Genomic DNA, 25,613 nt, shown 5'->3' on the forward strand with positions numbered 1-25,613 from the left:
AATTTACCTCGCATATTTCGCTGCTCCGGCAAAGGTTTTCGGACAAAAGAAAAAGGATATCTGCTCGGTGAAATTAATAAAAAGCTAGACTGATTACCGTTGCGAAACCAGTCCGAGCAGATCAGATTTTGACAACGTTTTCAATACCGAATTGTCCGTCTTTACCAGATCATTCGCTAAATCCTTTTTGGTCGATTGCAATTCCAGGATCTTCTCTTCAATGGTGCCTGGACAAATCAGCCGCACCGCAATCACATTTTTTTGCTGCCCGATCCGGTAGCTTCTGTCAATTGCCTGATTCTCCACTGCCGGGTTCCACCACGGGTCGATCAGGAATACATAATCTGCTTCGGTGAGATTCAATCCGGTTCCGCCTGCTTTGAGGCTGATCAGGAACACGCGCACATCAGGATTGTTCTGAAAATTGTTTACCCTCGCTTCGCGGTCTCTGGTCTGTCCGGTAAGGTATTCAAATGAAATATTTCGTTCGGTCAATTCAGCTTTGATCAGGTCGAGCATGGTCACGAACTGAGAGAATACCAATATTTTATGCTGCGGGGATTTGCTTTCGATCTGCTCCATTAAAGCGTCGATCTTGGCCGACGAGTTTCCATAATAGGCGTCGTCATTGAGCAGCGCGGGTGAATTGCAGATCTGCCGGAGTTTCGTCAACCCTTGCAGAATATGCAGCGATTCGCGGGGAATATCCACTTCATTTTTTGTATTCAGGAATGTGTAAAATTCCAGTTCATACGCATTGTAGATCTTCCGCTGCTCGTCACCCATTTCGCAATACAGGATCATTTCGGTTTTGTCGGGAAGCTCGGTCGCAACCTGTTTTTTGGTTCGCCGGAGTACAAAAGGATTGATGCGTCGCTGCAATTCACGCGCACGGTCATTGTCCTTAAACCGGTCTATGGGTATGGAAAAGTGGTTTTTGAACTGCGTTTTGTTACCCAGCAAGCCCGGGCAGGCGAAGGATAATTGTCCGTACAGATCGAAGGTATTGTTTTCCACAGGAGTACCTGTGAGCACGAGCTTATTGCGCGATTGAAGCAGCCGCGCCGCTTTATAACGTTGCGATTCAGGATTTTTAATAGCCTGCGATTCGTCAAGTATAATATAGTTGAATACGTATTTTTTTAGAAAATTCACGTCGGAAAGCAGTGTACCATAAGAAGTAAGCACGATATCAAAATAGTCGAAGTCGGTAATTTCCCGCTGCCGCTCGGCGCCGTAAATAGTGAGCACTTTCAGCTCGGGCGCAAACTTTTCAATCTCTGCCTGCCAGTTAAATATCAGCGAAGTAGGCATAATGATCAGACTGGTGCTTTTCCCGCGCTTCTCCTTTTGTGAAAGCAGAAATGCAATCACCTGAACCGTTTTTCCCAAACCCATATCGTCGGCCAGACAGCCGCCAAAGTCGAATTCGTCCAGAAAATTGAGCCAGTTTAAACCTTCTTTCTGGTAATCACGGAGGGACGCGCGGAGGCTGGCGGGTATTGCAACCGGCTGTATCGTTTCGAAATCGGCCAGATTTGACTTAAAAAAGGCGATCTGCGCCTGCACTTCTTTGCTTAAAACTTCTGCCTCGTACAATTCGCTGATCGCCACAAAGCTGCTTTTCGGCATTCTGATCAGCTCGCCGCTGAGCTCGCCGGCCTCAAAGAATTTGGCAAATTTATCAATCCATTCTACGGGCAATATCCCCATCGTGCCATCCCCAAGCTCCACATATTTTGTCCGGTTTTTGACAGCTTTATGTAAATGTTTCAACGTAACCTGCTGTTTTCCAAACTTGACCTGAGCGACGGTATTGAACCAATTAATCCCACTTTCGACACTCACAGATATCGAAGCTTTATTTAGGTTCAGTTTATTTTTTGTCAAAGTATTAAAACCTAAGATGCTGATTCCCTGGTGCTGCCATTCTTCAAATGCATTCAAAAACCAGTTTTCATCCAAAAACTGACCTTTGTGTAAATAGACGAAATCTTTGCCCAGCTGATCTTCAAAATCTGGATGCTGGCGGATCAATGCGGCGCTGAAACGGAGCTCCTCGCTGGTGTTGCGTAAAACCGTAAAAGGATGCCCGTGGTTATCGACCGAATAGATTTCCTTTCTCGAAAACAGCGGTACTTCCACCTTTCCATATTGCATAACCGGCGTGATCAGCACGTAGTTACCAAACTCTTCCAGGTACACCAGTTTTTTCGGCCCAGTATTGAATCCTGCTTCCTCCTTCTGGTTTTCCGTGGCGGGTTTGAGAAAGGAATAGGTGATTTTAATGCGGTTTTCGAGCTTCGAGAGCAGGTTTTGTCGAAACGATTCGAATTTGGATTCGTGGATGAAAATCTTTTGATTATGCTGCCGGAAAAACTGGATCGTATTCAGAATATCCTCCCGGTCGATCAGATAAAGTGAGTTGAGGTAGAGGACGAAATAATCGAATCGCTGCTGTACTTTTTCCAGATCGAGGTAAATGCCGTCTAAGATCAATTTCCCTGAAATATGATAGAAAGGCGGTTTATGATCAATATTCAGTTGCAGGTCGACAGGTGTTTGCTGCATTTTTACGGGAACCAGCGAGGCTGCATTCACATTCTCGGAAACTTCCGGGTCGTGGTAAAAGAAGTCAACTTTCAGAGGATTTTTGAGAATTGCCTTGAAACCACCAATATCATTATCCCGCTGTTTTTTTCTGAAATTATTTTGAAAACCAGCGATCGCTGTGAAAAACTTCACGGAGTCCGGATCTTCCGTTTTCCAAACCTGTTCCATCGGGTTCAGCGCAGTGACCGGATTTTTGATCTTACCGTCCCGGGTCGTGGCTGCTTCGTACAGTTCGGTAAAAAAGTGCTCGTAGTACTTGTTCAGGCCGATTACGACGAGCTTTTTCGTTTGAATTGAAGCATCTATGTCAACAGGCAAACCTTTACTCCGCGCCGGTACCAGGCTTTCTTGAAGCAGTGTAACTGATTTATCGTCGATCGGAAGCAGTTCTTTCAGTCGCGGCTTGATGTGCAGCTCTCGGTTCACGTAGCTCAGCTCGAAATAATCGTCGAGGTAAATCTCATTTTGCAAACCGTAATCAGCCGCAACAGTCCTGATCTGCTCATATCTGAGCCGGTGGTCGAAAAACGAGCGTAGTTGTTTGTGTTTAAGCAGATTATAAAGAACCTGGGCCTGGTGCTCACATAATTTTCGTTTCGGCTGGCTGCATTCGCAATAGATCTGGACCGAGTTCTGATTTTGCCTGATCACCACTTTAAGCACATCACCCGTAATGCCGGAAATCCGGAACGCGCCATATTGCAGGTCGATTTCATGCGGCTGAATATCAAAATAGCCGCGTTTCTCCGTTTCCGGCATGGTAACACTGTTTTGCAGGATATGCGTGGCGGTGAGGTCGGCTATATTAAAATCGGGGAAAATGAAATTATGCAGGCTGGGAGTGGCAGTATCGTTCGGCTCAATCTTTCTCATGAGGCAAAATAAACAACTAATGTCAAATGCCGAAAACAAATGCATTGGTACGGATATTAAGGCGAAATTATCGAAATTGAGAATTGAATAGGAGTGTTGATTTTTGGTTTAATACAAAACTATAAGGAAATGGAAATAGGAATAGCAGCCGATCACGGCGGGTACGAGCTGAAAGAATTTTTGAAAAAGTATCTGGAAGAAAAGGGACACACGATCAAAGACTTTGGTGCATTTGCATTGGATAACCAGGACGATTATCCGGACTATGTGATTCCGCTGGCGCAGGCAATTGTCTCGCAAAACGTGGAAAGAGGCATCGCCGTATGTGGCAGTGGGGTAGGCGCTTCCGTGGTTGCCAATAAGGTTTCAGGCGTTCGCGCGGCGCTGATCAACGATCACTTTTCGGCACACCAGGGCGTGGAAGACGATGATTTGAATTTGCTTTGTCTGGGCGGCAGGGTGACGGGTAATATGGCTGCGCAAGAGCTGGTTGAAGCTTTTCTCAATGCAGAATTCACCGGTGCAGAGCGTCACATGCGGCGGCTGGATAAGGTGAAGGCACTGGAAAAAAACGGTTAAAAATGTGTCCAGGACGCGGATTTGGCATTATTATTTTGCAAAATCGCGTAATGAAAAAACCGACACGCCCCCGTTTTGCAAAGCTTGCCGCTTTCTTTTTAGTTCTTTATTCGAGTGCTGCATTTGCTCAGCAAACAGCCGATTCAATCAAAATCCTGCCCGCTGATTCGGTAGCGACTACTCGGCCGGACACTATGATCCGGCCGCGAAAGGCACTGATCGACACAGTCCGGTACCGTTTTATCGGCGATGGTAATTTTACGCGCGGGAATGTCAATCGGAGTTTAATGGTGCTGCGCGCGGAACTCATTTTCAGCGGCCCGCTTATCAATATCGCCTCGAATCCAAGATTTACTTATGGTAAACAAAGCGGAATCCTCGCCGAGCGTGACAGTTACGTCGATCTCTTTGTAGATATTTTCAAGAAAAGCCGGACTTACGTTTTTGGTCTGGGGGTTTTGGAAAACAGCAATTTACGCCGTATTGATTTGCGGGAAATGGCGGGTGCCGGGGTTGGGTACCGACTGTTGAAAACCAAAACCAACGACCTGAGCCTGACTAATGCCATTTTATATGAATCGACCAATTTTATCGAGCGCAATACAGTAACTACAATCCGTAACTCTTTCAGGGTGAAAGGAAAACATTCGCTGATCCAGGACAAGATCCGATTTAACCACATCACATTCATACAGCCTGCGCTGAACGATATTTCCAATCTGCGGTGGAATACCATTATGTCGGTAGAGCTGCCGCTGAACAAATGGGTTACACTGCGGACAAGCTTTGAAAACTCATTTGAAAGTGTGGTTGAGGCTACCCGCAAGCGCAATGATTCCCGCATTACCTTCGGTGTTTCTGTGGGGAATAAATAATGCCGGGTTATTCTAATAAGTAAGGGGAAAGGGTGAGAAAAGCTGTCTTTGTTACGGGCACATTATATCCGTGGAAAATGTGCCTTTACAGGTTAGTCACATCACCCAATCCAAGTAATGAAAGATACACAGGATAACCGTCGCCAGTTTCTCAAAAATTCTGTCAATACCGCCGCAGGTATGATCATGCTGCCGACCCTGTCGGAAAACCTGATCGCCAAGCCAGCAATAGCAGTCGCGGAAGAAGTAAAACCTACTTATATGGCGTCCAGGATCAAGTTTTCAGTGATCGGAATGAACCACGGCCACATTTACGGCCAGGCAGAAGCGGTGATCCGCGGCGGGGGCGAACTGGTATCTTTTTATGCGAAAGAAGCAGATCTTGCTGCTGCATTTGCGAAAAAATACCCGAATGCAAAACAGGCCGGCAGTGAAGCGGAAATTTTGGAAGATAAAAGCATTCAGCTGATCCTGAGCGCAGCTATTCCCGACGAACGCGCGCCGCTGGGTATCCGCGTGATGAAAAGCGGAAAGGATTATATGGTTGATAAACCGGGTATTACTTCGCTGGAACAATTGGCGCAGGTCCGGAAAGTGCAGAAGGATACGAAGCGGATCTATTCTATTATGTATAGCGAGCGTTTGGAAAACCGTGCGACGATCAAAGCTGGCGAACTGATCAAGGAAGGTGCGATCGGAAAGGTGATCCAGACAATCGGGCTTGGGCCACACCGGATGAATGCGAATACGCGCCCGGAATGGTTTTTCGATAAAAAGCGGTTTGGCGGGATTATCTGCGATATCGCTTCTCACCAATTTGACCAGTTTCTGTTTTTTACAGGCTCTACCAAAGCAGAAATCGTAGCTTCTCAGGTTGGGAATGTTGGCCACCCGCAATATCCGAAGTTTGAAGATTTCGGTGACGCGATGTTGAGAGGAAATGGTGGTGCCGGCTATATCCGCGTCGATTGGTTTACGCCCGACGGATTGAAATCGTGGGGCGACGGTCGACTTACGGTTTTAGGTACAGAAGGTTTTATCGAGATCCGTAAAAATGTAGATATTGGCGGTCGCGATGGTGGAAATCACCTTTTTCTGGTCAATAATAAGGAAACACAATATATAGATTCCAGCAAAACGGAGCTGCCTTACGGTCGCCAGCTGGTGGATGATGTTTTGAACCGCACAGAAACGGCGATGTCGCAGGAGCATTGCTTTCTTGCAACCGAACTGGCATTAAAAGCGCAGAAGATGGCGCAGAATGTTCCTGCATTAAGCTAGGAGCAGATTTTCTAGTCCAAAAAAAACCGGTGCAAGCGCATCGGTTTTTTTATGGAAGAGATTTAGTTTATTCTGAAAGTGCTTTGAATTCGTCATCCGAAAGCTCAATATCTCCTGCTTTCAGGTTTTCGTGTAAATGTTCGATAGAGCTGGTACCCGGTATCAGGAGGATATTCGGCGCACGTTTCAGCAGCCAGGCCAGCGCGATCTGCGCAGTAGTTGCATTGTGTGCAGCGGCGATCTTCTCAATCTTCGACTTTAATTTATCCGGCCCCGAAGCGAGCGGATACCACGGGATAAATGCCATTCCCTGCTCAATGGTATAGTCAAGCACTTTTTCCCAGTGCCTGTCTCCCAGGTTGTACAGATTTTGAACCGAAACAATAGGGAGCATTTTGCTTGCACGCTCGATCTGCTCGATATCTACCTCCGAAAGGCCCACATGCCGGATCTTACCTGCGGCAACAGCATCGGCTACCGGCCCGAGCGTTTCTTCAATCGGGAAGCGGGAGTCAAAACGGTGCAGCTGCCAAAGATCAATTACGTCCAGTTTCAGTCGCTGCAAACTTCCGTCGATCGTTTCCCTAATATGTTTCGGGTCGCCATTTACCGGCCATTGATTCGGCCCTGTCCGGTCGAGACCGCCTTTGGTTGCGATCAGCAGGTTTTGCGGATAGGGGTGAAGTGCGTCGGCGATCAGGACTTCGTTTGTGTGCGGGCCGTAAGAGTCGGCAGTATCGATGAAATTGACGCCGGCCTCGACTGCTTCCTGTAATACTTTTTTTGCATTCTCCCGGTCCGGCGCGTCGCCCCAGACACCTTTTCCTGTCAGCTGCATTCCTCCGTAACCCAGCCTGTTGATCTCAATTTCCCCGCCGATCTTAAATGTGCGGAGGCTTTCGGTTGTGCTCATTTTTGTTGATGTTAAAGTTTGTTGGGCATAACAATGTTTTACTGGCATTGGTTACGCCGATAGCAATATGATCAGGCAAATTGCGCGCCAGCGACCTAGGAGGGCCAATTGGCATAATTTTAGTCCCTCCGAATTGAATCAAAACCTATATAATATGGAAACCACCGTGTATGAATCCCGCGCAAGAGAACTGATCAGCGAGATCAAAAAGATTATTGAAGTAAAAGGCTTGAATCTGGATAGTGCATTGGAAGACGCCGGCATATCTCCGGATACTGCGGACAATATACTGAACCAGAATGCTATCCCTTCTCTTTCAGAATTTCTGGCACTTTGTGAAATTTCCGGCATTACCATTCATTTACCTTCCATCGAAACGCCAAATACACCTATGTAAGGGGCAGGTATCCTTCGTTACCTGGCTCAGTTCCAGCGCATTTTTGCTTAAAAACTGACCGAATAATCAATTCACGAAAAATATTTTATATTATTTTCAAATTTTTTTTCGGGTGAGGACCGTGTTAACGGAGATTTTTTGGCAAAAAAGGCTAATGGTAAAATCCACTCGGAAGATTATTTTGGTTTTTCAGCATAATGCAGAAGTTTCTACCTGTGTTAACGTTGCGGTAATATTGCATTAGTGACTCTTACATTCCAGCCAAATGTTCCTTGGCAGCAATTCGAGGATAATGAGAAATTTCAAGAGAGGAGTCTTTGAATAGTACCATTTTTTAGAATCCCAAATAGCTATTTTCTGCGGTCATTATTGGTATTTCAACCGAAGATTATTTTGTCGCGAGTGTTGCGCATTACTTGCATTCGGAATATTGTGGTATATTTGTACCTGTAAATGATACACAAAAACACAAGAACAAGTAAACCACTATTACCAATGAAAAATGCAAAAACAATGATAGCTACTGCCATGATGGTCATGTCTATCGCAACTTATGCCAACGCAAACAATACGACATATACTTTCGAAGAGAAAACAAGAGTTGCAGTATTGGACAAAGCGTTACCAGCTTCACTTCCTGTTCTGGACAGCCCTGCTCCACAGAAAGATAAATTGACAGTTGACACCAATAAACACAATGCTGACCAAAAAGCAGCAATCGTAGGGCTTCAATTAAAAGGCAGTTCTGCTAAGTAAATTGAATTGATCCTGGAAACAGGATCCGTTGAGTTTGATTTAAAAAAGGGGAGAATATTTCTTCCCTTTTTTTTGTGCCTATCCTATAAAGTTTGCTTCAAATGAGAAATCCGTACTAGCTCAAAGCATTTGCACTCGCTTTTTTTTATACCTTGACAGTATCAATATGATTGAGGAGCATAAAAAATGCCAATGAAAATTTTGCTTATTGAAGACGATCCGGGCGTCATTTCCGTCATCCAGCGCGGACTTTCAGCTTCCGGCTATGAGATTACGATTGCGATGGACGGGCAGTCGGGGCTGGAAATGGCGTTTCAGCATAGTTTCGATATTGTGGTACTTGATCTGATGATCCCGATGATCAACGGAATGGAAGTTTGCCGCAGGTTGAGGAACGCGCAATTCGCGAAACCGATCCTGATGCTTACCGCGCTTGGCACTACCGAGAACATTGTGTCAGGACTCGACGCCGGTGCGGACGATTATATGACCAAACCTTTCAAACTCGCCGAACTGGAAGCGCGGCTGCGGACTTTGACGCGCCGGGGCAAGGAGGTAGAGAAAAAGGAAGGTATTCTCAGCCTTGGAGATCTCACGCTCGATAAGATCACAAAAAGCGTCAAAAGAGGATCAACCACGATCGATCTTACTGCCACAGAATTCCGGCTGCTCGAATATCTGCTTTCAAATACCAACCGGGTACTCAACAGGATCGAGATTCTTGAAAATGTGTGGGACATTAATTTCAATCTCGGCACAAATGTGGTCGACGTATACATCAACTATCTGAGGAAAAAAATCGATAAAAACCACGAAGTGAAGCTGATACATACCGTTTTCGGAATGGGCTACGTCGTGCGTCAGGCTTATGAAGATTCAAAATAAGATTGCGCTGCTATTTACATTACTGTCGGCCAGCATTATTGTCGCGCTGAGCATATTCGTTTACATTTTCGCCACCGAGAGCATTCGGTCCAGCTTTTACCACCGGCTGGAAGTGCGTGGTGACATTATCGGACACGCGGTTTTGGAGGAAAATGAATCCAGAAAGCCAATCTATTACGATATAAAAAAGCGCCACCTGGGCGATCTGCCTATTGAGAGGCACAAGGTATTGCTGTCTTCGGTGGATATAAAAGAGAAAGCGAAGCTGCCTTTGCCAGACGATTTTTACGAGGATCTGCTCAAAAATAATGAAGCGAGATTTATCAGCAGCGACACTTCCTACGTGGGCCGGACGATCGTAAATGATGACAAAAAGATCATTGTGATCTCTTCTGCGGTGGATCTTTACGGGCTGGCAGAAATGGAGAACCTTAAAAATCTGCTCGTAATCGGATTTCTGATCGCCTTCGTTTTCATATTCACTTTTGGTAAGATCTTTTCCGACGCGATCTTCAAGCCGATCCGCCGCATTATCCGCAATGTAAAAGGGATCAATGCACATAACCTGCACCAGCGGCTGGTTATTGACAATAGTGACGACGATATTGAAGACCTGTCGCGCACATTCAACGATATGCTCGACCGGCTCGAAGTTACCTTTGAAATACAGAACAACTTTGTAAGTAATGCCTCCCACGAATTTAAAACGCCGCTTACAGTAATCAGCGGCGAAGCTGAACTCGGGCTGAGCGTTCCTGAGCTTCCGGAGAATGTGCGCCAATCTTTTGCTAATATTTACAAAGAATCCGAAAAGCTTGAACACTTGACAAACAGCATGTTAAGTCTCGCTCAAACGGGTTTTGACGGTAAAAAAGAAGAATGGGGCTGGCTTCGTATCGATGAACTGATCCTTTCAGTCAAAGAGGCAGCTGACAAAATCAGCGCTGAAAATAAGGTTAGCATCAACTTTGACCATTTACCAGAAAATGAAGAAAGGCTGGTTGTCAATGGAAATAAGGTATTGCTCAAAGCTGCATTTACGAATATCGTTCTCAATAGCTGCAAATACTCGGATAACAAACCGGTAGAAATCATCATCAGTTCGGACCAGCAATATGCGATCGTCGAGATTGTCGATGAAGGTATCGGGATCCCTGACCGTGAGATAGGGCAGATATTCGTCCCGTTTTTCCGCGCCTCTAATACGGAACGCTACAAAGGTTACGGGATTGGTCTCCCGCTGGCGCACAATATCATCAGAATGCACCAGGGAAAAGTGGATGTTCAAAGTAAAGTTGACACCGGTACCCGCTTCAAAACCTTCCTTCCGTTCAAATAAGGCACTTCTTTAATCCAGTTTTAATATTCTCATCCCATTCTAATAAGTCTCACACTGTATTATAATTTGCCTCTTAAGACAGCCTAATAACTCTGCCGTAACATTGTATCACTGATTCAATCAGGGAAAATCATTGTTAATCAAACCGATAGAGTTGTATGAAAACTGTAATGATTCCGACAGATTTTACAAATGAGAGCATTCAGGTTGCCGAAGCGATTGTGAGAGATAGTAATGAAGAGGTGAAAATTGTATTCACGCACCTTTTCCATGTTGCAGATGATATTCAGGATTTATTGTTCTCGGGCTACCGCGAAAAAGAGTTTGAATTTGTGTCTGAGGATTTCTGGGCAGATTGTAAATCGCTCAAAGAGGAATATTCCGATACGCTGAAAAGTGTAAAAATTGATTTCTTCTACGGGAATAAGCTCGCTGCACTCCGGAATTTCATGGAATATCACGAGGTCGAGAGCATCGCCTATTCGGAGAGCTATGGTTTTCCCAAATTAAATAAGAGCAGTCTGGATGCATTTCCGGTATTAAAAAAGAGTGGCGTTAAGATGATCAATGCAGATTTGATCAGCGTTTCGGCACTTGCCTAGTCGACGGAAATGCATTGATAGTGTGAGTGAATTCGTGAAAATGATAACGTGATTAATATGCTGCTCAAAAAGAACATTCCGATCCGATATATTTTCGGCAAAATAAAATATGAGATATTTTTTGTGACTATTTATGGTGTGGCGATAGAAATCATTTACCAAAACTTTCACATCACCAATATCTCAATTCCAATGACGGTTCCCACGGTGCTGGGGACGATCATATCCCTGCTCCTCGCATTCCGATCTAACCAGGCTTACGATCGCTGGTGGGAAGCGCGGATCATTTGGGGCGCGATCGTGAACGATTCACGAACGCTGGCCCGGCAGATTATCGCGTTGATGGACGAACCTTACGATTCTGAAAGTATCGACGGTTTCAAACACCGGATGATCAAAAGGCAGATCGCCTGGTGTTATGCACTTGGAAAAGGGTTGCGCAAAGACGATCCCCTGCCGCTGATCAGTAAATTCGTGACCGAGGAGGAGTATGAGTATGTTAAAGATTATGATAACAAGCACGTCGGCTTACTTCAGCTGCACGCCCGCGACCTGAAAAATGCGTTGAAGCAGGGTTGGGTCAATCCATATCAGCAGATCGAAATCGACGGTACTTTGACCCGTCTTTGCGATTCAATGGGAAAATGCGAACGGATCAAGAACACCGTATTTCCTTCGACTTATAGTTTGTATATCCATCTCGCATTGCACTTCTTCATCTTACTATTGCCTTTCGGGCTGGTGCAATTGTTTGGCTTTCTGATGGTTCCGGTACTGATCGTGATCACAGCCTGCTTTTTCTTGATCGAAAAAATGGCGATTCACTTGCAGGATCCATTCGAAAACAAGCCTACCGACACACCCGTCATGACAATTTCAAGAAATATCGAGCGCGACCTGAAACAAATGATGCGCGACGAGCAGGTACCAATGGTTTACACGCCCGATAAATTTTACATTCTGTAAACCGTCCTCAAATAGAGTAAGCGCGGGGTCCAGGCTCCGCGTTTTTTTACCCCTAAATCCCCTGTTGGGGACTTTCGTTGTCGCGTGTAAATATCGCGATCTCCCCTTCAGGGGTCGGGGGTAAGGGTTAATGTTACCCCTAAATCCCCTGTGGGGGACTTTCGTTGTAGCATGTAAATATCGCGATCTCCCCTTCAGGGGCCGGGGGTTTTCATGCCATTTCTAATATCAATCAAAATCTTATAATTCTGCTCTACCCAGTTCCCCTTGCCGCTGCCTTTGAATTTCGATTTTTTCATGAAGTCCTCGAACATGTTGAAAGCTTCGCGCGCATTTTGTTCGGAGTAAAACGCATTGATCCAGGGAGCCGGGACCTGGCTAGGCTTTACTACGCCGATTCCCGGATTGTATATTCGTAGGATACCCTCCGAAAACTCCCATGAAACGCGGTTTTGCTCCCGCGTTTTGGCAGCTTTCAATAAGTAAATATTGTGCAGCAAATAGTTGCTCAGCCTTTTCCGCAGCTGGACCGCATTCTCCGGTTTCTCAGGTTTGATCCGCCATTCATTATTTCCTTCAAAAAATGGGTCCTCCCGATAGTTACTGAGCGGTTTTCCATACTCCATCAACAGCATACTTTCTTTGGGATTAAATTCAAAATGCATGACACGAAGGCCATTCTCGGCTATTTCGAATGATATACCTACTTCCTGGGTTACCCTTTCAGATGTTAAGAAAACAGATTGCGACGTGCTATCGAAGGCCCATTTCCCGGTACTATATGCATTGTTGTCCCGGACCTGGGTAAAACTGCCGTCGGGGAAAAAGGAAATGAATAGCTCCTTCTTGCTCATTGGGGTGTTTTCCAGCGTGTTACCTTCCGGCCCGGTGGCAATCGGATCGACTTCATTGACTCCGTACATCCGCCAGGAGCCGAGGACATTACTACTTTTGGGCAAAGTGGATTCACCTAATTCCCGCAGTTCTCTTCGCACAGCCGCTTCCTTGCTGGCTCGGTAAATGATACCGCGGTGTTGCAGCATAATGATCAGAATGAGCAGGAAGACGAGTTTGTAAAAAGCCATAAAAACTTAGCGATAGTGGCAGATGACGATCCTGCGAGTAATTTTTGCGCAAAATCTTCTTATCCTGCTAACAATCGGGAGCAAAAATCAATCCGGTTAGTATCCTAAAATCCTGAATTTTTTATGAATATTATGCGGTCAGTGCCACTTTTTTTAATTTTTATTTTACTCAATTTCGGCTACGATTTCAGGCGGCCAGCAGACAAGTCCCACGAAATCAATGCAGAAGATACCCAGCTGAGAGCTGTCGCAAGCGGCGATGGTGAAACAATCAGCATTTCGAAAGGCACTGGCGGCCAGCCTATATTGGTTCAAAATGCAAAAAAAAATTTCCGTCCCTACCTGCACCCAATAGTAGCACCAGATGGAAAAGGTATCCTCACTGAATACAGCCCCAGACACCACAAACATCAAACCGGCATTTACTGGGGCTATACCCGCGTAAACGGCCGTGACTATTTTCATCATCCCGAAGCTTCGTACTGGCGAAAAGTATCCTCGCAAATCATTGAAAAGGAAGGTGTTGAGGTAAAGTGGCAAACGGTTTACGATCTGCTGGATTCCACAGGCACCGCCGTGCTGACGGAGACGCAAAACTGGTCAATGCGTGTGAAAAATGGCAAATATTTTCTGGACCTGGAATGGAATGGGGAGGCTAAGACAGATGTGACATTTGGTAAATATGATTACGGCGGGCTGTTTGTGAGAATGCCCTGGAAACAAGGAATTAAAGGCGAAGTAGTGAATGCCGCGCGGCAGAAAAATGAAAAAGCAGAAGGCCAGGCTGCCATGTGGGTGGATATTGGCATGCAGGTAGCCGGTCGAGATGACCTGGCGCACATTGCAATTTTTGACCACCCCGAAAACAAAGGTTACCCGCAAACCTGGCGTGTGGACCCGCAACTGGGCGCCGGCCCGGCGCGTGCAAGAAAAGGTGACTGGCATCTTAAAAAAGGCGAAACCGAAGTAATCAAGCACGAGCTTGTGGTATATACCGGCGAATTGAATGACGTGGAATTGAACAAAACTTTCGGTGAGTTCATCGGAAATAATGGTACTTATAATACGTCTGCACTGTGGGCAATTGCGCAAAAAGAGGGTAGGGAAGCAAAGTTTCTGAGTGCGCAGGAAGCGGTGGCGGCGATGACTATAAAAGATGGATTTCAGGTCAATGCCTGGGCTTCCGAACCGATGATGACGCAGCCCATGGCGTTTTGCTGGGATGACCGTGGGAGAATGTGGATCGCGGAAAATAAGGACTACGAGTCACGAGGAAAAGGGTTTTCGAATGCAGGAAACAGCCGCATTTTGATTTTGGAAGATACAGATCACGATGGCGTGGCAGATACCAAGAAAGTGTTCATGGAGGGTATTGCATTCCCTTCCGCGTTGGCGGTAGGTTTCGACGGTGTGTTTGTCGGTGCGCCGCCAAATTTGCTTTTTGTGCCCGATAAAAATGGCGATGATAAGGCTGATATGGAGAATATTGAAGTCCGCCTGACCGGCTGGGGAATCCGCGACCGGCACGAAACATTGAATAGTTTTCACTGGGGACCAGACGGTTGGCTGTACGGTTTGCAAGGTTTTGCAACACCTTCGAAAGTCGGCAAGCCAGTTGGGAAAGGCCAACTTTTCAAGCACAAAGATCCGTTTCCGGAGGATATGCAGGTCGAAAATGGCGTAGATATCAATGGCGGCGTATGGCGCTATCATCCTACCAAAAAAATCTTTGAAGTGGTCGCACACGGTTTCAGCAATCCCTGGGGAGTTGATTTTGATGCGAAAGGACAAATGCTCATAACTGCCTGTGTAATACCGCATTTATGGCACGTAATTCCGGGCGGGATTTATCATCGCCAAGGCGGACAGCACTTCAATCCTTATGTTTATAATGATATCAAAACCATCGCTGACCATACCCACCGCTCGGCGCATGGCGGTGCGCGTGTGTATCAGTCGGATGCATTTCCTGACAATGAAAAGGGTAAGATCTTCATGGCCAATATTCATGAACACGGTATTTTGTCGGATATACTGGAACCCAAGGGCTCTGGCTTTTCAGGCAAGCATGGGGACGATTTTATGATGGCCAACAATGCGCAGTGGGTAGGTTTTAGTATGGAAATCGGGCCGGAAGGCGCGATGTACGTGCTGGACTGGCATGATGCGGATATTTGCGGCTCAGATGTACTCAATTCTGAAACGGGTCGTATTTTTAGAATTACACCTAAAAAATCGCTCGCAGAAGATTGGAAAGGAAGGTATTCGAATTTAAACAAAATGAAGGACACTGAACTCGCCGATTTGCAGACTAGCAAAAGCGACTGGCACGGGCGTCGGGCGAGAATCATTTTACAAAACAGAGCTGGAAAAGGGAAAATGGATCCCGCTGCATTAAAAAAGTTGAGTGAAACCTACCAATCCGCAACTGACGCCGACCATCGCCTCAGAGCAATGTGGACATTGAATATAACCGGTAACCTTGATGAAAATGCATTGACAAAGGCGCTTGGAGATCAGGATCCTTACATTCGAAGCTGGGCTGTGCAGTTTTTGACAGAAGAAAGCAAGCCTTCGGCAAATGCGATCGCGAAATTCACAAAAATGGCAGTTGAGGAAAAGTCGGCCGTGGTGAGGCTTTACCTCGCGGCGTCATTGCAGCGAATGGACGATGCTGCAAAGTGGAGTGTAGCAGCTGGGTTGCTCACACATGCAGAAGATTCGGAAGACCATAATCTGCCTAAAATGATCTGGTTTGGTATTGAGCCGCTGGTGAAAGCAAATCCGGCGAAGGCACTTGCGATGGCTGAAAAGTCGAAAATTCCGATGGTAACTCAGTTTATTGCACGCCGGACCGTTGATGCGGATCAGATTGAAATGCTCGTAAACACAATTGGCAAAGTTCCGGTAAACAGGACCAATTTGCTCGAAGGAATGCGCGACGGGCTGGATGGCAGAACTGATATTAAAACGCCGGGAAACTGGAATGCGGTTTTTGCCAAACTTAAACAAGCCGACAATACAACTGCAAAACTGGCGACCGAATTGTCGAGACAGTTTGGAGATACGGAAGCTTCAAAAACCGATCTGGCAATCTTAAAAAACAAAACTGCGCCGATAGAACAGCGAAGCAAGGCTTTGCAATCGCTCACCAACCGCCAGAGACCCGAGTTGCTGAAAGAGCTGCCCGCGTTGCTGGACGACAATAAATTGCGGCTGGATGTGATCAGGAGTATTGCCGCATTTGACAACGAGCCTCTGGCCAAGTCTTTGATCGAGCGTTACCCGAAATTGAGCAATGCAGAAAAATCAGAGGCGGTACAAACGCTGGCTTCGCGACCTAAGTCTGGCTGGTTGCTGACCCAGGCTATTTCGAAAAATACAATACCCAAAAAAGACGTTCCGACTTTCGTCGCGCGGCAGTTGCGACGGGTAGTCGGGAGTGGATTTGTAGAAGTATGGGGGCCGATCGACCACGTTGCTTTCGATGAAAAGGCTTATAAAAAATACAAGAATATGCTTACCGATCAGTCAGTTGCCGCGGCAAGCAAAGCAAATGGGCGGATGGTTTTTCAAAACACCTGTGCACCTTGTCACAAATTGTATGGCGAAGGCGGTATTATTGGCCCGGAATTAACCGGCTCTAACCGCGCCAATCTGGATTATTTGCTAGGCAATATCCTCGACCCAAGCGGTGAAATCCAGGACGATTATAAGATGGTAGTAGTAACCACCCGCGATGGCCGGACTTATGTAGGGAATATCGCGAAGGAAACCGAACGGCAGGTAACACTCCGGATCGTAGGCCAGGACGCGGTGAATATCAATAAATCAGATATCCAAACAAGGGAAGTAACCCCCGCGTCGATGATGCCAACCGGCTTATTAGAAAACCTGAGCGATAAAGAAGTAAAAGAGTTGATAGCGTATTTAAAAACGAACGCACAGGTAGCATTGCCGGGGAGATGATTTTCGAGTGGGATTTTCTAACGGTAGTTTCGAGCTCTTGAAGTATAGCAGCTAGTCAATCCAGTTTTCCAACTCAATTCGTTCAAGCCTTGCAAAGTCCTGAACGTTGCGGGTTGCCAGAGTCAGTCCGTGAGAAATTGCAGTTGATCCGATAAATAAATCGAATTCGCCGATCATCCGTCCAGCTCGCCTTAAAGAAGTTTTCTGACGAGAGTATTCAGGAAAGCTTTGGCCAATTAGTAGTATTCGATCAGCAAATGTGGTGTAGAGAGATTCTAGGTTTTTCCAATTCTCAACGCGACGTATTTCAGAACCGTTTTCAACACCATACATAAGTTCTGCAATCGTAAGCTCCGAGAGATAGCATGAGGCTAAGCCAATCGATTCTATTTTGTCGATGAGATTTGCTTGGCCTTTAAATAAGTGAATGCAAATATTGGTGTCCAGCAGATATCTCATAAGTGGATATTGCGCGGCTGGTCGTTACGGGCAGAATAAATAATTGCTTCAAGCTCCTCAGCAGTTTCTTCACCTTTCCAGCTTCCAGCAAACCGCTTGAAAGCAGCGTATTGTTCTGCTTCAGTAGGCTTGTCCTGAGATTGAATTTCTTTAGCCGGGAGACCAAGACGCTGAGCCATTGCCTTCAACAATGTAAGCTGAATGGCATTTGTTGTTTCGATGGTAATTGATTGGGACATAGTGGTGTTTAGTTAAAATAAATTATCCTAAAATGCAGTTCATAACTCTAATTTAAGCAACTAGTCGTTACTGCGCAATCCCGCCAGCGGCAGAATTCTTGTATAAACGTAAGCATTGGTTGATAACCAATATTTGGTTCTAATGCGTTTTGTAGATGATTTAAGTAAATATGTGCTGGACGTGATTCACTAATCCTGGTTGCAATTTGAGAAATAGTATTGAAAAATTAAATCGCATGCGTAAAGTAGTAGGGTAGTTTTCAAACAACCTTCAAATTCTCCGCCGCCTTTTCAACAGTTTCCCTTATCCGCTTCTCGCGTGTTTCCGGCCGTTTTGCGGCGTATATCCACTGCAGGATGAATTTTCGGGCGGAGGGGGCGAAGGCCGTGAAGTTTTCGAATGCTTTTTTGTTTTTGGCAAATGCGTGTTTGAGGTCGTCTGCAAGTACTTCGTTTTCCACGTCACTGAGCTTTTCCCAGGAGCCGTTTTGTTTGGCGAGGTCGATCATGGCCTGGCCTTGCGGGCGCATTAACCCTAATTCTGTCATGCGGGCTACGCGTTCTTTGTTGCTTTTGGCCCAGTTGCTGACGGGTTTGCGTTTCGTAAAGGTCTGATAAACACTTTGTTCGTCACGTTTCATCGTTTTGCTATCGATCCAACCGTAACATAATGCGTGCTCCACCGATTCGGCATATCCTACGCTGGGAACACCGCTGTTTTTGTTGTAAATCACCAGGTATACAACGCTCGCCGTATCCGCATTTTTGTCAAGCCACTCCCGCCATTCATTGGCGGAAGCGGCTTGAATCACTTCTTTTCCGTCCTTAGTTTCCATTGTTTTCCAGAATTTCCAGATAATGCGGATTGGTCATAATACCCAGGATATTGCCGAACGGATCCACTACTGCGGCTGTCACGAATCCTTCACCACGCTCTATAATGGGTTGGTATTCAGTTGCTCCGAGTGAAAGCAGCCTTTCCAATGTGCCGGAAAGATCGTCAACATGCCAGGAAGTGATCGCGCCTGCGGGCTTACCGGCAGCACCGGGCGGGGCGTACTGAGCGTCGATGATGCCAATTTCATTTTGATAATCACCTATCCGAAACTCGGAATAGCCTGGTTTGTTGTAATAAGGCTCAATGCCAAAAACCTTTGTGTACCAATCGATTGCAGCCTTGTGGTCGGCGGCATAAATAGTCATTGTTCCAAATCCCCGAAATCCGTTTGATCCAGCCATCTTGTTTTTGTTTAGTTGATCAGTTACTGATATTCAAAGTAAAGCACGCGGTATGACAACAGTCTGTCAGGAGTATGTTGATCTTTTAAAAAATTGCATCAATCTTTTTTCAGCCATCAGAAATTTTAATCAAAAAACGGAAAAACTTAATCGTTACCCGTAAATTTTGGTACAAAAACAGTATTTTGTTGAAGCATTGCAATTTTCGCTTTATCAATTCCTGAATCAAACTGCCGGACTTATGCGCTTACGTTTCCGAATTTCAGTCTTGTTGTTCATCATATTCGCTGCGGCGTTCGGTAATGCAGGCGGCGCAATGCGTGCAGATCAACCCGAGACCTTAAAAATCGGCGCGGCTGCTCCCGATTTCAATTTGTTGGGTACAGATGGAAAGCGTTATTCTCTCAAAAGTTTTGCGACTGCAGATGTTCTGGCAATCGTCTTTACCTGCAATCACTGTCCCACCGCACAGGCCTACGAGGAGCGCATTAAAAAATTGACCTCGGATTTTAGAGCAAAAAAAGTGGCGGTAATTGCGATTTCATCCAACGATCCCAAAGCAATCCGGCTCGATGAGCTGGGGTATACGGATCTGAGTGACACTTACGACGATATGAAGATCCGGGCGAAAGATATGTCCTACAATTTTCCTTATCTATATGATGGGGACGATCAGAAAACGGCGCTCGCATACGGCCCGGTCGCAACGCCGCACATTTTTATATTTGACAAAAACCGCAAGCTACAATATCATGGAAGGATCGATGATGTGGAGAAGCCGACGGGTACACCTAATAATTTGGACGCCAGAAATGCAATAGAAGCGTTGGTTGCAGGCAAGCCGGTTCCGGTTGCTTCTACAAAAACATTCGGCTGCTCGATGAAATGGGCGGAGAAAGAATCGGGAGCGCAAAGCGAGCAGGCAGCCTGGGCCAAAGAACCCGTGAAGCTGGAAACGATCGATGAAGCGGGTTTAAAGGAATTGATTAAAAATAAAACTGATAAGCTCCGGCTGATCAACGTTTGGGCGACGTGGTGCGGCCCTTGCGTTACTGAATTTCCGGATTTTATGACAATGCATCACATGTACCGCGGCAGGGATTTCGAGTTTGTATCCATCAGCGCAGATAGTCCGGATAAGAAGGCAAAAGCGTTGAAATTTTTGCAGGGAAAATACGCTTCCAACCCTAATTACATTTTTAATGTGGAAGATAAATATAAGCTGATCGAGGCAGTAGACCCGAAATGGCAGGGCGCTTTACCTTATACATTGCTTGTGGAGCCGGGTGGCAAGATCGTGTATTCGCAGCAAGGGCCGATTGATCCGGCGAAAATGAAGAAAATGATTGTCGAGAATAAATATGTAGGCAGATTTTACTAACTAAACTATTTCAAATTTCTATAAATTCATGGAAGATCAAGACTTATCCAGACGTCGGTTTTTAGGCACTTCGGCGCTGGCAGCCGCAGGTTTCGCGCTGCTTCGCACACCTGTTATCGGCGCGCCGGCTTATATCAAAAACCTGGGCAAACCCAATTCAATGTTCAATGGCGTGCAGATTGGCGCGATCACCTATTCGTGGCGCAGTATGCCGCAGGATGCGGAAAGTATATTGAAATACTGCGTTGACTGCAATATCAGCGCGATTGAAATGATGGGTAACACGCCCGAACAATTCGCCGGCGCGCCCGAAGCACCGCCTCGTCCGAATATGACGCCTGGCCCTGACGGCAAGCGCCCGGAAATGACTGAGGAGCAAAAATCGGCTATGAAAGAATATGGTACAAAAATGGCCGAGTGGCGTGCAAAGGTTTCAATGGATAAATTCACGCAGCTGCGTAAGATGTACAATGATGCCGGCGTGAGTATTTATGCTTACAAACCCAATGCACTAGGCACTAATAATACGGATGCAGAAGTGGATTACGCATTGCGTGCTGCACGGGCGCTGGGTGCGAACCAGGCGACGGTTGAACTTCCGAATGATCCGGCTCAAACCAAACGTTTAGGCGATATAGCTGCTAAAAATAAAACTTTTATCGCCTACCACGGCCACACGCAGCAAACGCCAACTTGGTGGGATACTGCATTGGGGCAGTCGAAATTCAATGCGATGAATCTGGATATGGGGCACTACGTAGCCGCAGGCTTCGACCCGATCGATCTGATCAATGCGAAACATGAGCATATCAAAAGCATGCACATCAAAGACCGAAAATCGAAAGCAAACGGCGGCGCAAATCTGGTTTGGGGCACCGGCGATACACCAATTATCCCTGTGCTTGAACTGATGCGGACCAAGAAATACAAATTCCCGGCAACTATTGAGCTGGAATATGAAATACCGGCGGGCTCGGACGCAGTAAAGGAAACTGCGAAATGCGTAGAGTTCGCACGAAAGGCTTTGATGGCCTGATTAGGGAATTTTTAGTGGAATGCCGCTGCCGTGAGGTGGCGGCTTTTTTTGTTTTGGTCCGTTAGTTGAGCAAGAAGGGGTTAATGATCGTCATGGTGTCTTCCACCACCATTTTGTGCTGCATATCCTCCGAATACAATATATCACAGTTTGCTTCCAAAGCACCTGCTACGATAATCGCATCAAACAACTGGAAATCATATTTGCTGATCAGCGAAACGGCCAACGTCATAGTTACTCCGCCTATATCAGTGCAAATACAATCCTGCATCAGGTTCTTCCACAAATCGGTTACCTGCTCCTTACTAAATCCAAGTTTACGCTTACAGATATTTCCAACCTCGACCAGTACCTGGGGGTTTATCAAAGGGCTTTGAGATAATAAGTTTTGGGAAATGGAACGCTTGGTTTCGAGAGAATCGAATAAATAGAGGATGACATTCGAATCGAGGAATATCTTATTCGAAGTCATTCGCTTCGTCGCGGTTGAATTTGAATTGAGAGAGATCAGTCTTCGGATATACCGAATAGGTTTTTGCTATCTGATCTTTGCGCTTTTTGCCAAATATCGGTGCTTCCTTTTCAACCACAGCAATTACCCGCACATGCTCGCCGACAAAGCTGACAGGAAGATCGAGTGTGATGGATCTGGTTTCGGGGATGATGGTTTTTGTATACATATCTTATCTCGTTCCGAACAAATCTAAAAAAAATTAACCTAAAAATTTATTCGTACGAAAAATTTCCTACCTTTGGTGCGTTGGAAATTTTTGAACAAAATAATGGAACCTACTAAGTCGGAACTGGAAATATTGCAGGTGCTTTGGGAGCATGGACCTTCGACGGTCCGGTTTGTAAATGATAGGCTGAATGAGGAGAAACGGGCTGTGCAGTACTCGTCGACATTGAAGCTCATGCAGATCATGGCGGAGAAGGGGATTGTGGTGCGGGATGAGAGTAGCATGAAGCACGTATATAGTCCTGCGGAGGCGGAAGATCGTACAAAAAATGCGCTGCTGGAAAAGTTTGTCGATTCGATGTACAAAGGTTCGGCGACGAGCCTGGTGATGCAACTATTTGGTAATAAGAAGACTTCGTCTGAGGAATTGGAGGAGATCAAGCGATTTCTGAATAATCTCGAAAAATAACTAAATCTGCTGGCCATGGATTTAAGCATTTGGAATCAAGCTTTTGTAGAAAAATTCGTCCAGTCAGTTTGTCTGACCCTCATGCATTCGGTCTGGCAGGGGCTGATCGTGGCGGTATTGGCGGGCCTTATGCTGGTATTTACCCGAAAAGCCCGGCCGGCACTGCGGTATAATTTACTGGCTGGATTGCTGCTAGGTTTCATATTAATCTCAGGTGCCACATTCTGGATTGAAATCATGAGGAATAGCACGGTTGGAATTCCTGATGCGAATGGATTTGTGGGGGAGGGAAGTCAGCCAGTTTTCTTTTACAATACTTCGAGTGGATCATTTGAGAGCAGTGTAAGGGAGTTTTGGGTGAAGCCGGTGATCGGTTTTTGTACTAAAAATGCGGCGCTGATCGTCACGTTCTGGCTTCTCATCTTTATACTCAAATCGGCTACTGCGGCCAGCGGACTTATTTATCTCAGGAAAATAAAAACGCAGCGCGTTTCTGAGCCTGATGTTCAATGGAAAAAGCGCCTGCATGAGCTTTGCGGAATGCTCGGCGTGTATCAGTCCGTGCAGCTGCTCGAATCCGCATTGGTAAAAGTACCGATGGTGACGGGGTACATAAAGCCGATGATTTTGCTGCCGGTCGGGATGTTGTGTAAACTGACTACCTCTCAGGTGGAAGCTATTTTGCTGCACGAACTGGCGCACATCAAGCGCCGCGACTACCTGGTTAACCTTGTCCAGACCTTTTGCGAAAATGTGTTTTTTTTCAATCCTGCATTACTCTGGCTTTCGAGTCTGATCAGGGAAGAAAGGGAGCATTGCTGCGACGACCTTGCGATTTCAGTGATGCGCGACAGCAAATCTTTTGTGCAGGCACTGGTGTCTTTTCAGGAATATAATCTCAAAGGTTCGGGCATGGAGCTGACTTTTTCAAGAAAGCGTAACCACTTGATGGACAGGATCAAACGCATTATTTATCAAAACAATAAACAATTAAACGCCATGGAAAAATTATTTGTAACACTAAGCCTGGTCGCCGTAACGGCATTTTCGGCAGCGATGACGAAAACAGAGACACATTGGAAGCCGGCTATTCCACGCCAGACTGTTGCGCCAGCAGCTGCGCCCGCACCTTTGTCTAATGTGGCGAAAGCGCCGGTTTATAAGTTGGATACTTTGCCTAAAAAGAAAAGGAAGGCCCAATCCGGAAGTACAATTCACTCGGCCAATATCTACTCAGAACAGCATAATGTCGGTACCTACCACGTTACCTCTGACGGAAAAGAATATATGATTATTAAGAAAGACGGAAAGCTCGTCTCGCTGGTGATTGATGGCAAAGAAATTCCGAAAGAACAATATGCCGCTCACGAGACTACGCTGGATCAGATTGAAAAAGAAATCAAAATCGCGCACGAAAAGGCGGAAATAGAGCGTAAAAAAGCAGATGAAATGCGGGCGAAAGCAGATATTGAACGAGCGAAGGCAGACAAGCAGAGGGAAGAGGCAGATGTGCAGCGCCAGGAAGCGGATGTAAGAAGGCAGGCCGCCGAAGAACAGAGGAAACAAGCGGACAGGCAGCGCGCACAAGGTGACGAAATGCGCAAGGAAGCTGAAAAAATGCGCGAGCTGGCGAATCTGAAAAGAATAGAAGCCGACAAAGAAAGGGAACGCGCGGACGAACAAAGGAAATTAGCAGAGAAGAACCGCGAAGAGTACGAAAAGGAGCGGAGCAGCCGGATCAAATGATTCTTTGAAAATCGTAGCTGACAAATATCAGCTAAGTAAAAGATCCGAGCGCCTGTATTTTAATGAAAGTAACAACGATACCCATTTTACGATGCATCGCAGGACTTTCATTAAAAATACAGGCGCATTTGTTGCTGCCGGGGCCGCAATAACGCCCGGGTTCGCGTTCCAAACGCCAAATGCCAAGAACAAGCTGCCCAAATGGAAAGGTTTTAATTTACTGGATTTTTTCTCGCCCGATCCGGCATCCGCCCGGAAGCCTACCACCGAAGATCATTTCAAATGGATGAGCGACTGGGGTTTTGATTTTGTGAGAGTTCCGATGGCTTATCCTGCATATGTGAAATTTGACAGAACTAAAAATATTACGCCGGAAGAAGTATATCAGATTGACCAGCAGGCTGTTGATAAAATAGACAAGTTGGTAATGATGGCGCACAAATACAAAATGCACGTGAGCCTCAACCTGCACCGCGCGCCGGGCTATTGTATTAATGCAGGGTTTAATGAACCTTATAACCTCTGGACGGACCAAAAAGCGCAGGACGCGTTTTGCTTTCACTGGAATATGTGGGCCAAACGGTATAAAAATGTTTCTTCCCAGCTGATCAGTTTTGACCTGCTCAATGAGCCGAGTATGCGGGAAGATATGAACGATCAGCATTCAAAGAGATCCTCGGTTCCCGGCGCGACTTATAGAAAAGTCGCACTGGCAGCCCAGGATGCGATCAGAAAGGAAAATCCGAATCATTTGATCATCGCCGATGGAAACGATGTGGGCAATTCGGTCATTCCGGAGATTGCAGATCTGGACATCGGGCAAAGTTGCAGAGGCTATCACCCGGGCATTATCTCGCATTACAAAGCGCCCTGGGCGATGAAAGAAACAAATAACCTGCCCGAAGTAAAGTGGCCGGGACAGGTAGGAGAGCAATACCTCAGCCGCGAAATGCTTGAAAAATACTACAAACCCTGGATCGAACTGGCCGTGAAAGGGGTGGGAGTGCATTGCGGGGAATGCGGCTGCTGGAACAAAACGCCGCATGCAGTGTTCCTGGCGTGGTTTTCGGACGTATTGGATATTCTATCTTCTAACGGAATCGGCTTTTCGCTCTGGGAATTTTCGGGAGATTTTGGCGTACTCAACTCGCGCCGCGACGATGTGGCTTACGAAGACTGGCACGGACAAAAGCTGGACAGAAAGCTCCTTAATTTGCTAATGAAATACTAAT

24 protein-coding genes are annotated in these 25,613 nt (G+C 46.2%); 15 read left to right on the top strand and 9 right to left on the bottom strand.

Annotated features, from left to right (window positions below; all coding sequences use genetic code 11):
- Positions 1-93 precede the first annotated feature (93 nt).
- Entirely contained in the window at positions 94-3,486 is a 3,393-nt protein-coding gene (locus LZG94_RS07755; RefSeq protein ID WP_233791352.1) for a DEAD/DEAH box helicase, read from the bottom strand.
- Between the two features lie 129 nt (positions 3,487-3,615).
- Here LZG94_RS07755 and LZG94_RS07760 point away from each other — a divergent pair, with 129 nt between their 5' ends.
- The 3 genes from LZG94_RS07760 (at position 3,616) to LZG94_RS07770 (ending at position 6,221) form a co-directional block, all read left to right on the top strand.
- Entirely contained in the window at positions 3,616-4,065 is a 450-nt protein-coding gene (locus tag LZG94_RS07760) for an RpiB/LacA/LacB family sugar-phosphate isomerase (RefSeq protein ID WP_233791353.1), read from the top strand.
- A gap of 50 nt (positions 4,066-4,115) precedes the next feature.
- Complete coding sequence (locus tag LZG94_RS07765) at positions 4,116-4,940, top strand: DUF481 domain-containing protein (protein ID WP_233791354.1); 825 nt, start codon at positions 4,116-4,118, stop codon at positions 4,938-4,940.
- A 117-nt stretch (positions 4,941-5,057) separates the two neighbouring features.
- Complete coding sequence (locus LZG94_RS07770; protein ID WP_233791355.1) at positions 5,058-6,221, top strand: Gfo/Idh/MocA family protein; 1,164 nt, start codon at positions 5,058-5,060, stop codon at positions 6,219-6,221.
- Positions 6,222-6,288: 67 nt separating this feature from the next.
- Here the strand turns inward: LZG94_RS07770 and LZG94_RS07775 are convergent, their stop codons facing one another.
- Positions 6,289-7,134 (bottom strand): aldo/keto reductase, encoded by an 846-nt coding sequence (locus tag LZG94_RS07775; protein WP_233791356.1) that lies wholly within the window; start codon positions 7,132-7,134, stop codon positions 6,289-6,291.
- A 154-nt stretch (positions 7,135-7,288) separates the two neighbouring features.
- Here LZG94_RS07775 and LZG94_RS07780 point away from each other — a divergent pair, with 154 nt between their 5' ends.
- From LZG94_RS07780 to LZG94_RS07805, 6 genes are all read left to right on the top strand, one after another.
- Positions 7,289-7,531, top strand: coding sequence for a helix-turn-helix domain-containing protein (locus LZG94_RS07780; protein WP_233791357.1), 243 nt, complete (start codon positions 7,289-7,291; stop codon positions 7,529-7,531).
- Positions 7,532-8,026: 495 nt separating this feature from the next.
- A complete protein-coding gene (locus LZG94_RS07785) occupies positions 8,027-8,287 on the top strand; it encodes a hypothetical protein (protein WP_215232876.1) in 261 nt (86 codons plus the stop codon).
- A gap of 192 nt (positions 8,288-8,479) precedes the next feature.
- Positions 8,480-9,172 (top strand): response regulator transcription factor, encoded by a 693-nt coding sequence (locus LZG94_RS07790; RefSeq protein ID WP_215232877.1) that lies wholly within the window; start codon positions 8,480-8,482, stop codon positions 9,170-9,172.
- Positions 9,156-10,511 carry a sensor histidine kinase gene (locus LZG94_RS07795; protein WP_233791358.1) on the top strand — a complete coding sequence of 452 codons (1,356 nt, stop codon included), beginning with the start codon at positions 9,156-9,158 and terminating at the stop codon, positions 10,509-10,511. The genes LZG94_RS07790 and LZG94_RS07795 overlap by 17 nt, the downstream gene beginning before the upstream one ends.
- A 158-nt stretch (positions 10,512-10,669) precedes the next feature.
- A complete protein-coding gene (locus LZG94_RS07800) occupies positions 10,670-11,113 on the top strand; it encodes a hypothetical protein (protein ID WP_233791359.1) in 444 nt (147 codons plus the stop codon).
- A 57-nt stretch (positions 11,114-11,170) separates the two neighbouring features.
- A complete protein-coding gene (locus LZG94_RS07805) occupies positions 11,171-12,079 on the top strand; it encodes a bestrophin family protein (protein WP_215232880.1) in 909 nt (302 codons plus the stop codon).
- Positions 12,080-12,273: 194 nt separating this feature from the next.
- On the opposite strand, the gene LZG94_RS07810 is transcribed toward LZG94_RS07805, so the two are convergent.
- Positions 12,274-13,164, bottom strand: coding sequence for a hypothetical protein (locus tag LZG94_RS07810; RefSeq protein ID WP_233791360.1), 891 nt, complete (start codon positions 13,162-13,164; stop codon positions 12,274-12,276).
- Between the two features lie 123 nt (positions 13,165-13,287).
- On the opposite strand from LZG94_RS07810, the gene LZG94_RS07815 reads away from it, so the two are divergent.
- Positions 13,288-17,133, top strand: coding sequence for a PVC-type heme-binding CxxCH protein (locus LZG94_RS07815; protein ID WP_233791361.1), 3,846 nt, complete (start codon positions 13,288-13,290; stop codon positions 17,131-17,133).
- A gap of 51 nt (positions 17,134-17,184) precedes the next feature.
- On the opposite strand, the gene LZG94_RS07820 is transcribed toward LZG94_RS07815, so the two are convergent.
- The 4 genes from LZG94_RS07820 to LZG94_RS07835 form a co-directional block, all read right to left on the bottom strand.
- The gene (locus tag LZG94_RS07820; RefSeq protein WP_233791362.1) at positions 17,185-17,592 is read right to left on the bottom strand and encodes a PIN domain-containing protein; all 408 of its coding nucleotides are present in this window, start codon (positions 17,590-17,592) and stop codon (positions 17,185-17,187) included.
- On the bottom strand, positions 17,589-17,831 hold the full coding sequence (locus LZG94_RS07825) for a hypothetical protein (RefSeq protein WP_233791363.1): 243 nt from the start codon (positions 17,829-17,831) through the stop codon (positions 17,589-17,591). Before LZG94_RS07825 ends, LZG94_RS07820 begins: the two co-directional genes overlap by 4 nt.
- Positions 17,832-18,091: 260 nt before the next feature.
- Positions 18,092-18,667 carry a YdeI family protein gene (locus LZG94_RS07830; RefSeq protein ID WP_233791364.1) on the bottom strand — a complete coding sequence of 192 codons (576 nt, stop codon included), beginning with the start codon at positions 18,665-18,667 and terminating at the stop codon, positions 18,092-18,094.
- Positions 18,657-19,070, bottom strand: a complete 414-nt coding sequence (locus tag LZG94_RS07835; RefSeq protein ID WP_233791365.1) for a VOC family protein — start codon at positions 19,068-19,070, stop codon at positions 18,657-18,659. The genes LZG94_RS07830 and LZG94_RS07835 overlap by 11 nt, the downstream gene beginning before the upstream one ends.
- A gap of 241 nt (positions 19,071-19,311) precedes the next feature.
- Between LZG94_RS07835 and LZG94_RS07840 the strand changes: the two genes are divergently transcribed.
- Positions 19,312-20,451 (top strand): redoxin domain-containing protein, encoded by a 1,140-nt coding sequence (locus LZG94_RS07840; RefSeq protein ID WP_233791366.1) that lies wholly within the window; start codon positions 19,312-19,314, stop codon positions 20,449-20,451.
- A 28-nt stretch (positions 20,452-20,479) separates the two neighbouring features.
- A complete protein-coding gene (locus LZG94_RS07845) occupies positions 20,480-21,487 on the top strand; it encodes a sugar phosphate isomerase/epimerase (RefSeq protein ID WP_233791367.1) in 1,008 nt (335 codons plus the stop codon).
- Between the two features lie 61 nt (positions 21,488-21,548).
- Here LZG94_RS07845 and LZG94_RS07850 read toward each other — a convergent pair whose 3' ends face one another.
- Positions 21,549-21,959, bottom strand: a complete 411-nt coding sequence (locus LZG94_RS07850; RefSeq protein ID WP_233791368.1) for a PIN domain-containing protein — start codon at positions 21,957-21,959, stop codon at positions 21,549-21,551.
- Positions 21,946-22,167 (bottom strand): hypothetical protein, encoded by a 222-nt coding sequence (locus LZG94_RS07855; protein WP_233791369.1) that lies wholly within the window; start codon positions 22,165-22,167, stop codon positions 21,946-21,948. The genes LZG94_RS07850 and LZG94_RS07855 overlap by 14 nt, the downstream gene beginning before the upstream one ends.
- Positions 22,168-22,269: 102 nt before the next feature.
- Here LZG94_RS07855 and LZG94_RS07860 point away from each other — a divergent pair, with 102 nt between their 5' ends.
- From LZG94_RS07860 to LZG94_RS07870, 3 genes are all read left to right on the top strand, one after another.
- Positions 22,270-22,635, top strand: coding sequence for a BlaI/MecI/CopY family transcriptional regulator (locus LZG94_RS07860; RefSeq protein WP_233791370.1), 366 nt, complete (start codon positions 22,270-22,272; stop codon positions 22,633-22,635).
- A gap of 15 nt (positions 22,636-22,650) precedes the next feature.
- Positions 22,651-24,381: a M56 family metallopeptidase gene (locus LZG94_RS07865; protein ID WP_233791371.1), complete on the top strand. Its 1,731-nt coding sequence runs from the start codon at positions 22,651-22,653 to the stop codon at positions 24,379-24,381.
- Between the two features lie 91 nt (positions 24,382-24,472).
- Positions 24,473-25,612: a glycoside hydrolase family 5 protein gene (locus tag LZG94_RS07870; protein ID WP_233791464.1), complete on the top strand. Its 1,140-nt coding sequence runs from the start codon at positions 24,473-24,475 to the stop codon at positions 25,610-25,612.
- Position 25,613: the final 1 nt, after the last annotated feature.

Origin of the sequence: Dyadobacter sp. CY343 (genome assembly GCF_021390335.1) — a bacterium.
In the GTDB taxonomy this organism is placed as follows: Bacteria; Bacteroidota; Bacteroidia; order Cytophagales; family Spirosomataceae; genus Dyadobacter.